Origin of the sequence: Acinetobacter sp. UBA1496 (assembly GCF_002324975.1) — a bacterium.
In the GTDB taxonomy this organism is placed as follows: Bacteria; Pseudomonadota; Gammaproteobacteria; order Pseudomonadales; family Moraxellaceae; genus Acinetobacter; species Acinetobacter variabilis.
Genome location: NZ_DCRI01000029.1, coordinates 16,211 through 27,818 on the forward strand (window position 1 = coordinate 16,211; position 11,608 = coordinate 27,818).

General features: G+C 41.3%; 8 protein-coding genes and 1 pseudogene. 3 read left to right on the top strand and 6 right to left on the bottom strand.

The window, feature by feature from the left end; genetic code table 11:
- The first annotated feature begins 8 nt into the window (after positions 1-8).
- Positions 9-1,487 (top strand): Asp-tRNA(Asn)/Glu-tRNA(Gln) amidotransferase subunit GatA, encoded by a 1,479-nt coding sequence (gene gatA / locus B3143_RS03150; protein ID WP_262477629.1) that lies wholly within the window; start codon positions 9-11, stop codon positions 1,485-1,487.
- Positions 1,487-2,962: an Asp-tRNA(Asn)/Glu-tRNA(Gln) amidotransferase subunit GatB gene (gatB, locus tag B3143_RS03155; RefSeq protein WP_034703392.1), complete on the top strand. Its 1,476-nt coding sequence runs from the start codon at positions 1,487-1,489 to the stop codon at positions 2,960-2,962. Before gatA ends, gatB begins: the two co-directional genes overlap by 1 nt.
- A 43-nt stretch (positions 2,963-3,005) precedes the next feature.
- Here gatB and B3143_RS03160 read toward each other — a convergent pair whose 3' ends face one another.
- Both B3143_RS03160 and B3143_RS03165 read right to left on the bottom strand, forming a co-directional pair.
- Positions 3,006-3,566 carry a hypothetical protein gene (locus B3143_RS03160; RefSeq protein ID WP_262477630.1) on the bottom strand — a complete coding sequence of 187 codons (561 nt, stop codon included), beginning with the start codon at positions 3,564-3,566 and terminating at the stop codon, positions 3,006-3,008.
- Between the two features lie 3 nt (positions 3,567-3,569).
- Positions 3,570-4,163: a ComF family protein gene (locus B3143_RS03165; protein ID WP_262477631.1), complete on the bottom strand. Its 594-nt coding sequence runs from the start codon at positions 4,161-4,163 to the stop codon at positions 3,570-3,572.
- A 664-nt stretch (positions 4,164-4,827) separates the two neighbouring features.
- Here B3143_RS03165 and yddG point away from each other — a divergent pair.
- The gene (gene yddG, locus B3143_RS03170) at positions 4,828-5,763 is read left to right on the top strand and encodes an aromatic amino acid DMT transporter YddG (RefSeq protein ID WP_262477633.1); all 936 of its coding nucleotides are present in this window, start codon (positions 4,828-4,830) and stop codon (positions 5,761-5,763) included.
- Positions 5,764-5,805: 42 nt separating this feature from the next.
- On the opposite strand, the gene B3143_RS03175 is transcribed toward yddG, so the two are convergent.
- The 4 genes and pseudogenes from B3143_RS03175 to B3143_RS03190 all read right to left on the bottom strand — a co-directional run.
- Complete coding sequence (locus tag B3143_RS03175; protein ID WP_262477634.1) at positions 5,806-6,300, bottom strand: hypothetical protein; 495 nt, start codon at positions 6,298-6,300, stop codon at positions 5,806-5,808.
- A 155-nt stretch (positions 6,301-6,455) separates the two neighbouring features.
- On the bottom strand, positions 6,456-8,504 hold the full coding sequence (locus B3143_RS03180) for a M13 family metallopeptidase (protein WP_262477635.1): 2,049 nt from the start codon (positions 8,502-8,504) through the stop codon (positions 6,456-6,458).
- 193 nt (positions 8,505-8,697) lie between these two features.
- The gene (locus B3143_RS03185; protein ID WP_262477636.1) at positions 8,698-10,737 is read right to left on the bottom strand and encodes a M13 family metallopeptidase; all 2,040 of its coding nucleotides are present in this window, start codon (positions 10,735-10,737) and stop codon (positions 8,698-8,700) included.
- A gap of 412 nt (positions 10,738-11,149) precedes the next feature.
- Positions 11,150-11,596: pseudogene (locus tag B3143_RS03190) on the bottom strand (hypothetical protein); the annotation flags it as partial.
- Positions 11,597-11,608 lie beyond the last annotated feature (12 nt).

Below are 11,608 nucleotides of genomic sequence, written 5' to 3' on the forward strand. Positions count from 1 at the left end.
TATTTCCCATGACAGATTTACACCGCTTATCCATTCGTGAACTGACTGAAGGTTTGGCAAATGCTCAATTTTCATCCCGCGAATTGACTCAACACTATTTAAAACGCATCGAAAAAATTGATGCACAGGTCAAGGCTTATGTGACCGTGACTGCTGAACAGGCATTAGCTCAAGCTGATGCTGCCGATGCTGCAATCAAAGCCGGCAATGCCACTGCCCTGACTGGCGTGCCCATTGCGCATAAAGATATCTTCTGTACCCAAGGCATTAAAACCACTGCCGGTTCTAAAATGCTGGACAATTTTATCTCTCCTTACGACGCGACCGTTGTAGCGAAAGGTAAGGCTGCGGGCTTAGTCACACTTGGTAAAGTGAACATGGATGAATTTGCCATGGGTTCAACTTCCGAGTCTTCTTATTTTGGCGCGACCAAAAACCCTTGGGCACTAGATCACGTTCCAGGCGGTTCTTCAGGTGGTTCTGCTGCGGTTGTGGCTGCTGATCTAGCACCTTTTGCAACCGGTACGGATACCGGTGGTTCAATCCGTCAACCAGCATCTTTTTGTGGTCTGACTGGTCTAAAACCGACTTATGGCCGTGTATCACGTTTTGGTATGATCGCGTATGCATCATCTCTAGACCAAGGCGGCCCAATGGCACGTTCGGCTGAAGACTGTGCTTACCTGATGAATGTGATGGCCGGTCACGATGCTAAAGATTCAACATCAATAGACAAAGATGTTGATGACTACGTTGCTAACCTGAACGGTACTTCTGTAAAAGGTCTGCGCATTGGTATTCCAAAACAGTACTTCAATGTTGAAGGTCTGGATGCAGACGTGAAAGCACGCGTTGAAGAATCACTGAAAAAACTGGAAGAAATGGGCGCAACTCTGGTTGAGATTGATCTCAACATGACTGAAGCTTATGTTCTAACTTACTACCTGATCGCACCTGCAGAAGCATCTTCGAACCTGTCTCGTTATGACGGTGTGCGTTATGGCTACCGTTGTGAAGAGCCAAAAGATCTTCTCGATCTTTACAAACGTTCTCGTTCAGAAGGTTTTGGTGCTGAAGTTCAGCGTCGTATCCTGATTGGTACTTATGCCCTGTCTGCTGGTTATTACGATGCTTATTATGTGAAAGCACAGAAAGTACGTCGTTTAATCCAGCAAGATTTCTTAAAAGCATTTGAATCTGTAGACGTTATTGCTGCGCCTTCTGCACCAACTACTGCATACCGTATCGGTGCAAACCTGTCTCCGGTTGAAATGTACTTAGGTGACATCTACACCATCGCGATAAACCTTGCAGGTCTTCCTGCGATTAACGCGCCTGTTGGTTTTGACAAAGACAACTTGCCAGTTGGCTTACAGCTAATTGGTAACTACTGGTCAGAATCTCAATTGTTGTCTGTGGTACACCAGTATCAACAGGCAACCGATTGGCATACAAAACGCGCTGCAATTGCTGAGGAGAATGCATAATGGCTAAAAACGCTGCTAAACCAAAATCTAACCTGATTGACGGTTGGGAAGTCGTTATTGGTATCGAGATTCACACTCAGCTTGCGACTAAATCTAAAATCTTCTCTGGTTCATCAACTGAATTTGGTAATGATCCAAATACTCAGGCGAGCCTTGTAGACCTTGCGATGCCGGGCGTATTGCCAGTACTGAACAAAGAAGTCGTTGATCTTGCGATTCGCTTTGGTCTGGGGATCGATGCGTATATCGATCAGGCTTCTGTATTTGCACGTAAAAACTACTTCTACCCGGATTCTCCAAAAGGCTACCAGATCAGCCAGATGGATAACCCGATTGTAGGCTTGGGTCATATCGACATCCAGCTTGAAGATGGCACGGTTAAACGCATTGGCGTGACTCGTGCGCACCTTGAGGAAGATGCAGGTAAATCAATCCATGACCAGTTTGAAGGCATGTCAGGCATCGACTTGAACCGTGCCGGTACGCCGCTTCTAGAAATCGTATCTGAACCGGATATGCGTTCTGTTGAAGAAGCAGTTGCTTACATCAAGGCGATTCACACACTGGTACGCTGGTTAGGTATTTCTGACGGTAACATGGCAGAAGGTTCGTTCCGTGCCGACTGTAACGTGTCTTTACGTCGTCCAGGTCAACCGTTCGGTACACGTTGTGAATTGAAAAACCTGAACTCATTCCGTTTCATTGAGCAAGCGATCAATGTTGAGATTGAACGTCAAATGGAAATTCTGGAATGGGACGGCACGATTGATCAAGAAACGCGTCTGTTCGACCCTGTGAAGATGGAAACCCGTTCAATGCGTTCTAAAGAAGAAGCGAACGATTACCGCTACTTCCCAGATCCAGACTTGTTGCCTGTGGTGATTCCAGATGCTCAAATCGAAGCGATTAAAGCGCAAATGCCTGAGCTACCTGCTGCTCGTCGTGCGCGTTTCGTGGCTGACTTCGGTGTGACTGAGTACGATGCGCATGTATTGACGCTGACTCGTGAAATGTCAGAATTTTACGAAGAAGTCGTTAAGGCTGCTGGTGGCGCTGCACAAGGTAAGATTGCTGCAAACTGGGTGATGGGCGAATTCTCAGGTGCTCTAAACAAAGCTGGTCTAGACCTTGCTGATTCTCCTGTGTCGAGTGAGAAATTGGGTGGTATGATCGCGCGTATTGTCGATAACACCATTAGCGGTAAGATCGCGAAACAAGTGTTCGGCTTTATGTGGGAAGAAGGTAAAACTGCGGACGAGATTATTGCGGAAAAAGGCTTGAAACAGGAAACTGATACAGGCGCGATTGAAGCAATCATTAAGGAAGTTCTCGCTGCCAATGAGAAGATGGTTGAAGAGTATAAATCTGGTAAAGAGAAAGCTTTCAACGGTCTAGTTGGTCAAGTAATGAAAGCGTCACGTGGTAAGGCGAACCCTGCGCAAGTGAATGAATTGATGAAGAAATTGATTGGTTGATCTGATCTTTCTTTAAAAAAACCCGCTTTAGAGCGGGTTTTCTTTATAGTAAATTAGGTTGTACTTGTTTATTCCTTAACTCTATCAATCTAGATTTTAAATTAATTTTTTGATTGGCTTTTTCAATCGAGCCATCTGCCATATAACTAACCAATTTTTCTAGTTCTTCAGCATTTCTTACAGGTTGAAAAATAGCTAATTTATTAATAAAAACAGTAGATTTCTTATTCAAAGAAACCAATTCAATTACATTTTTTAAAGTTCCTGTACTTTTTGCATCCCAAAGCATCAAACCGTAAGATGCTGAAGCAATCATCGCCATATCTTTGGCTGTAAAAAATTTTTTAGTACCTTCTTGAAACTCACTTAATACCTGTTCTGTATTCCATCTACCAATATTATTTCGAAGTTGATTACCACTATAATAAACTGTCACATTTTCATAATTTTTATACGTAAGATATTCTTGTATTGACCTATCCACACCATCAGCATCACCAATGATAATTGGTAAATTTTCATTAATAATATTATCAATACGGCTTAAAAAATATGGATTGATATTTTTAATACTTAAAGAACCTGCAATAAAAACAGAAGTCATAAATTATTTCCATGTTAATGCCACAACATAAACTTTCTGGATACTGCTGCAGCCTTGTAAAGCCTTACATGCTTCTTCCATACTAGCACCACTGTCAAACAAATCATCAAGCAATAAAATATTTAAAGGGCCATTTTTTTCATTCGACAAAGATGGATGTGTTGAAAATTTATCTTTTAGAAGAGCAAGCTTTTCCTCCTTGGATGCTGCATTTTTCAAAGATTTTTCCAGCTTACCTTTTATTAAACCATTAGTCGCATATCCTACATTCATTTTCTCAGCTAATTTTTTAGCTAAAGCAAAAACTGGTTGGCGACTACGTGTTAAATCTGATGGCGGCATTGGAAAAATAAAATCAATTTTGTTTTCTATTTCATCCTTGATAACTTTATCTAAAGTATCCACTAATGGCTTAACTTGTCCGTAATCGCTTCTATATTTTAATAAGAAGACAGCCTTACCAACCTCTGTGTAAGTTGTATCAAATTTGGGTTTACCATTTGGCCATTCTCCAATATGAACACTTCCTAAAGTATGCTTATCTAAAACAAAACCTAAATTCCACGGCCCTTGAATCATTCGAATATTAGTTTTCAAAAAATTATCCTTTTTAATTGTAAAGTTATGATAATTTGGGGTAATTTTTTTAATTTCAACGAATAATTCAAATTATTAAATTAATTTTATTTATGACCATCAAAAAAGTATCCTCCATCGCTAAACTCGAAGACTTAGAACTTACCAAAGTTAGCTAATCCCTCTAAATCTCCCTTTAGAAAAGGGAGACTTTGTCATGTGATTAATTGGATACACGGTCTTCCCTCTCCTGAGCGAGTTTTAAAGCATTGCTTTTAAAACGAAGTGTAAGAAAGGATGAGGGCTAGAGAGAGGATTTAAAACATGCTATAAAATCAAAAACAAACCGAAGAAAAACAAAAAAAAATGCCAAATTACATTATCTTACTTAGCATTATCCTGATCATTCTTGTATTCATCATTGGCGCATATCAGTCAAGAAGACGTAAATCCATCAAACCACGTACACTCACAGCCAGAGAAAGCAAAATTGCCAACCTTGCCGATGGTATCGAGCTAATTTTCACGCCAATTTTCTGTATCATTAAACTCATGATCGGGATATTCAAATCATAAAGCGGTTGTTAACGATTTTTTTGAATTTGATCATAAAATCGTGTCTGTCCCATATTGAAAATCACTCAACAGGAATACAATCTGCACATTCTCCCATCCCGCCCTTATCATGTCGAAAAATCTCGCTACGCTGATTGGCTTAAGTGCCATTTTACAGTGGTCGTCTATCGTGGGGTTACTCAAAAAAATCAGTTTTAGTATTGGACCTGACCTGGCTGTACTCATGATGTATAGCTTAAGCACCCTGCTCTTACTGGCTGTTTTTGGCGTTCCCAAACTCAAAACCATACCCAAATTTTATCTGCTGAGTGCAGCTGCATTATTTCTGGTGTATGAAATCTGCTTTGCCTATGCCGTAGCACTTGCACAAACTGCACAGCAAGCCATTGAAATTAGTTTAGTGAATTATCTGTGGCCCAGTATGACCATTGCCATGCTGATTTTATTTCATGAACTAAAATTTCACAGCTTAGTAGTGGTAGGGCTCAGTATTAGTCTGGCAGGTATTTTTTATATCCAGACGGGCAACGGCGATATTCATTTAGCAACCGTCATTCACAATATACAAGGCAATCCGACCAGTTATATATTGGCATTTATTGGGGCGAGTTTATGGTCGCTATATTGTGTATTTACCAAAAAATACAGCCAAGGACATAACCCGATCGTGTTCTTTTTCGCGATGGTAAGTGTGGTTCTCTGGAGCAAGACGCTGCTGTTAGATCCCGAACAACTACCACAACTTCTTAATATTGACTTGAATATCATGCTGTATATGTTACTGGTGTCAGTCGTAACTGGCTTGGGTTATGCAGCCTGGAATATCGGGATTAACCAGGGCAATATCGCGATGCTGGTCGCATTGTCTTATTTTAGCCCGATTTTTTCGTCTGTCATTTCCATGTGGGTGCTGAATACCAGTTTATCTCACACCTTTTGGATCGGCACGATGATGGTCACCTTAGGTTCATTTATTTGCTGGCTGTCGACCAACTGGGATGAAATTCGAGGTCGACTGTTTCCAGGCAAGCTTTATAAAACTTAAACCACGTTTTTGCGGTTTAAGTTTTATTGCATCTGCAATTAATTAACGGGTGAGGCCTAATCTATTCCACACGTCAGGTGTCAAAAACGTCGTGACCAATTTGCTCATATCGATATATTTGAGTACGCCACTTAGCTGACTTTTGATTTCCGGATTTTGCAGTATTTCCTCACCTGTAACCCGCCCAAGCTCCTGGAAACTTTCGCCCACTGCTTGTACTCCTTCAGCCTGAATGACCGCTTTGGTTTGGGTTGGACATTGCTCAACCAGAATCCGCTGTAAAACCGTTGCTAAATTTCTGTCGAGCGTTTCCTTTTGAGTTGCGGTTACATTGCTAAAAGCTTTCAGATCAGGATGATTACCCAATGCCACAAAGGTCCATTGCAAGACTGTGGTTTTATCAGTGGCTGTCGTCGATTTCATTAAACAGTCACTAAGCTGATCAACTGTTGGACCAGCTGTCGCAATCTGAGTTGCACCCAGTAATGCTGTAGTCATGAAGACTGCCCGAAGACCAGATAAAACTTTAAAACCCATAATCTTTCCTTTTTCACCCGTTCAAACTGCTTGAACAATGCAGTTTCTTTGTAGCATGTAAAAAATTAGAAAACCTGTAGAACTCTGTAACCTGAGAGATAAAAAAAAGTCCCGACATCAGTCAGGACTTTTGGAACCGAATGAGGAAATCAGACTTACCAGATTTTTACCCGTTTATCTTCTTCCAGATACATTGGATCTTCTTGCTTGACGCTAAAGGCTTCATAGAAAGGTTTCTGGTTAAGTAAGGTCGCACGGCCACGAATGGCTGCTGGTGAATGTGGATCTGTTTTTAACAGCTGTAATGCCAGTTCCGGACGAACTTTGGCACGCCATGCTTGCGTCCAGCCAATATAGAAACGCTGATCTCCAGTATATCCATCAATCACCGGTGCAGACTTGCCATTCAGTGACAGTTTATAAGCTTCATAGGCAATCGCCAGACCTGAGTTATCGGCAATATTTTCACCTAAGGTCAGTTCACCATTGACATGATAGCCCGGTATCGCTTCATAAGCATTATATTGCTCGACCAGAGCTTTGGTTTTTTCCTTGAACTTTTTATCGTCTTCTTCTGTCCACCAGTTTTTCATGTTGCCATCTGCATCAAAACGGCTGCCCTGATCATCAAAGCCATGACTGATTTCATGTCCAATTACTGCCCCGATTGCCCCATAGTTCACGGCATCATCGGCATTCATATCAAAGAATGGCGGCTGTAAAATCGCAGCAGGGAAAACAATTTCATTGCCCATCGGGTTGTAGTAAGCATTTACCGTTTGCGGCAGCATATGCCATTCTTCACGATCGACCGGTTTGCCCAGTTTATCCAGCGCGATGTCATAATTGAAACTGTTGGTACGACGCAGATTACCAATCAGGTCGCCATCTTTAATTTCCAGCTTGCTGTAGTCACGCCATTTATTTGGATAGCCGATTTTCACTCTAAAGTTTTTCAGCTTACGGTATGCCTGTGCTTTGGTTTCCGCGCCCATCCAGTCCAGTTTTTCCAGATTCTGTTCAAATGCCAGCAACAGGTTTTCTACCAGTTTTTCCATGCGCTGTTTCTGTTCAGGCTGGAAATGTTTTGCGACATAGACTTGTGCCAGACTTTCACCGAGTACCGCATTGGTCATATCAACCCCACGTTTCCAGCGTGCCCGTTGCTCGGTCACACCGCGTAAGGTTTTGCTGTACATTTCAAAGTTTGCATCAGCAAATTCCTGACTTAAGTAAGGTGCAGCACCATCAATCAGATGGAATTTGAAATAGGTTTGCCATACATCGAGGGGTGTGCTGCTTAAAATCTTGTTTAAATCTTCAAAATAACTTTTTTGCGCCACAATTACGGTTTTGGTTTTTTTGTCTAAACCCGTCGCTTTAAAATAGGTTTTCCAGTCAAATTCTGGCACCAGGCTTTTGACGTCTTTTAATGTATAGACGTTATACATTTTTTCGAGATTACGGTTCTGCACGTTATCCCACTGAATTTTGGCAATTTCAGTTTCTAACTTCAGAATAGATTGTGCATGTGCAGCCGCTTCTGCCTCTGTTTCACCCGATAGCGTCAACAGCTTAGCAATGTGTTTAACATAAGTTTCACGGGCACTTTTCAGTTTTTCATCGTCTTTTAAATAGTAATCACGATCCGGTAAACCTAAACCACTTTGACCCAAAAACACCGCCATTTGATCAGACTTTTTCAAGTCAGGCATCACGCCAAACTCAAAAGGCGTGCTGACACGGTTTTTTGCATAGTCTGCAAGCAACAAAGTAAAATCTTTCTTGCTTTTCATGGCCTCAATTTTGGCGATATCTGCTTTTAGCGGCTGGATACCTTTTGCATTTAAAGTTTCCGTGTCCATAAAGCTGGCATACAAGCTCCCCACTTTCTGCTCATTGCTGCCATATTCCGATTTGGTTTTCGCCAGCTCTTCTACAATGTCATGTAATTGCTGGGTCGAATTTTCACGCAAAATTGTGAATGCACCCCAGTTTGGCATATCAGCTGGAATTTCCTCATGCTCTAACCAGTGCCCGTTTACATGCTGATAGAAGTCCTGTTGTGGTGCGATTTTTTTATCAAAATGTTGAAGATGAATCCCCGAGCCAAGTGCTGCAATAGCGGTTTGATCTGAAGCATAATTTGCAGAGGAAACGGCTAATAAAGCACTTACCAATGCGGTTTTTAGAAAAATTTTCAAAGCTTGCTATCCTCGCGCTTCACTGCGCAGTTGAATTTATCAATACGTGTTGACCTAATAATCAAACACTTAAATCTTTACAAGCAGCATATATGCCAATTTTTAAACTGGTCTTGGCTCTGCCTGCTGGTCGTTTAGATAAAAAAATAGGCCTGTCTCTTTTCAGATAAACAGACCTGTTTTTTAAAACCTGTTACCAGATGGAGATTCGTTTTTCAGATGATAAATACATCTTGTCCCCTTCTTTAATCTCAAAAGCTTCATAGAAACTTTGCTGATTACGGACAGCGCCATTGCCACGTACATGACCTGGTGCATGGCTGGCAAGGTTTAGGCTATTTAACAGATATTCAGGATTACTTTTACTACGCCAGACTTGTGCCCAGCCTATATAAAAACGCTGATCTCCACTAAAGCCATCAATGACAGGTGCTGGCTGACCCTTGAGCGATAACTTGTAAGCCATATGAGCGATCCCTAAGCCCAAGTTGTCAGAGATATTTTCACTTTTATTTAATTCCGCATTCACCTTATGCCCTGGGAGAGCTTCGTATTGTTTATATTGCTCGACTAAGGCTTTGGTGCGTTCATTGAATTTTTTACGGTCGCGCTCGTTCCAGGTTTCTTCACCCTTGCCTTTGGCATCAAAGCGGCTTCCTCTGTCGTCAAAACCATGACTAATTTCATGTGCGATAACAGCCCCTATAGCACCATAATTCACTGCAGGATCATGACTATCATCATAATAAAATGGCGCCTGCCAGATGGCCGCAGGTAATACGATTTCATTGAGCTTGAGGTTATAGTAAGCATTGGCTGTTTGTGGCGACATGTGCCAGGCTTCTGGATCAATCGGCTCTCCCACCTGATCCAGTTCACGCTGGTAATTGAACAGCCGGGTCCGCTGAATATTACCAATCAGATCATCTTTACGAATCTCTAGGGCTGAATAATCCCGCCATGTTTTCGGATAGCCGATTTTAATATTGATGCTGTCCAGCTTATGCCGTACTTGTTTTTTAGTGTCCGAACCCATCCAGTCTGCCTGATCCAGTTTCAGATGAAAGGCTTTACGGACGTTTTCCACCATTTCCAGCATGGCCGGGCGCTGGCTTTCATTAAAGTGCTTTTCTACATAGAGCTTGCCAAGCACATTACCTAAAATACCGTTAGTGAGTTCCAGAGCGGACTCTTTCCGTGGAGAACGTGCTTGTACACCCTCTAGCGTTTTTTCATAAAATTCAAAATGATGATTTTGAAAAACTTCTGTTAAAAATGGTGAATAACTATTGATCAGGTTGAATTTCAAATAGGTTTGCCAGGTTTCAATTGGAACGACCTTCCATAACTGATCCAGCTGACGCAAATAATTAATCTGCGAGATCGCAACCTCTTTTCTTGCACCTTTTAAGCCCAGTTCTGAGAAATAATTCATCCAGTCAAAAGAAGGCATATAGTTAATGATATTTTTAGTCTCAACGAGATAGGTTCTCACCTCATCATTACGTAGCTCTACAGCGGACCAGCTAATTTTTGCCAATGCCTTTTCCAAAGCCAAGATAGTGCGAGCATCTTCAATCGGCTTAGGCTGACCGGCAAAATTCAGGGTATTGGCGATATAAAGCAGATAAGTATTGCGAATTTCCTGTTGTCGAGGCTGCTCACTCAGGTAAAAATCACGATCAGGCATCCCCAAGCCACCTTGCCCTACATACATCATAGCCTTGGAAGAAGCTTTACGGTCCTGATAAAAACGGGTAGAGAAAGGCAAATTCAGATTGATTTTTTCCGCATAGGCAAAAAACTCTGCCAGATCTTTTTTGGTCTTGATACTTTCAATCCGCTGCAGGTCTTGTTGCAATGCCTCAAGCCCAAGTTGTTCCAGCCGATCGGTATCCATATAACTGGCATAGAGATCTGCGACCTTTTGTTCATTGCTACCTTGCGGATACTGTTTTTTAGCCAGCTCATTAAAAATGTCAAATAACTGCTGGGTTGATTTCATACTCACTTCAGCAAATGCACCCGACAATGCCTGATCTTCTGGAATCTTTGCGGTTTTCAGCCAGTTTCCATTCACGAATTGATAAAAATCCTGCTTTGGATCAACCGTCCGATCAATCGCATTCAGATCAATTGCCGATTTTAATGAAGTTGTACTCACTGCATAACTCACAGACGAATGTAGAAATGCACCCACAAGAATCAAATGACTTAAAATACGTTTTCTCAAGCGATAAATCTCATTATTGTGTATGTTAAAAATCAATTAGTTTTTCTTACTCAGTCCATAAGCACAAAACTGATAATTTTTAAGCAAAAGATATACCAATAATTTCTAGAATATGCCGTTGAATTAGCTTGTATTTAACAGGAGATATAGAAGAGAAAATCTGAGATGGCGATGGGAGATTCACTGTGAAATAAGGTTCGATTTGCAACCTAATACTAATTAATAGTTATTCCTATCAATAGGATAACTATTTATCTTCTATCATTGGTATTCGAAAGAAAAATATTACTTTTAAGTTCGCCTATGCTTAAGAAATACCTTTTTCAATATCACCAATCCTTAAAGTAGATGACTTTTCATGTGCATCTACTCTGCTAAATAAATGATCAAACTGCATGTGAAAATAATAGACTTATTTTAACTGTCTCAACTTATTCTTCGCCCCAGTATGGTTATAGTTGGTGGCCAGATTCTGCAGTACTCGTTTAGCCTGAACCTTGGAATTTGGAATACGGTTAGCATAGACTGGAATACTGCTTAAACAGCGTGCCACTAACATACCTGATTCAGTATAGACACGTGTTCCTTCTGTACCCTGTAATTTGCCATAGTTATAGGTACGCTGGGCATTATTGCAGGCATTGTTCAGGTTCTTACCGCTATTGATATCACGACGTGCAGCTACATACAATTTCATCTGTTGCTGTTGTGGCGTTTCGATACTAGTTGTACGAGCAGCAGGGACAGCAACCACTGTCGGTTCAACAGCAGGTATTTTTATTTCTTTCTTATCGGCTTCTTTTTTATCTAATTCCTTTTTCTCATCTTTGACTGAGGTTTTGGCTGCATTCTTGTCGGGTAGTCAGACGCA

Coding starts and splice junctions, on each gene's coding strand:
- gatA (WP_262477629.1), top strand. CDS start 9: ATGACAGATTTACACCGCTTATCCATTCGTGAACTGACTGAAGGTTTG.
- gatB (WP_034703392.1), top strand. CDS start 1,487: ATGGCTAAAAACGCTGCTAAACCAAAATCTAACCTGATTGACGGTTGG.
- B3143_RS03160 (WP_262477630.1), bottom strand. CDS start 3,566: ATGACTTCTGTTTTTATTGCAGGTTCTTTAAGTATTAAAAATATCAAT.
- yddG (WP_262477633.1), top strand. CDS start 4,828: ATGTCGAAAAATCTCGCTACGCTGATTGGCTTAAGTGCCATTTTACAG.
- B3143_RS03175 (WP_262477634.1), bottom strand. CDS start 6,300: ATGGGTTTTAAAGTTTTATCTGGTCTTCGGGCAGTCTTCATGACTACA.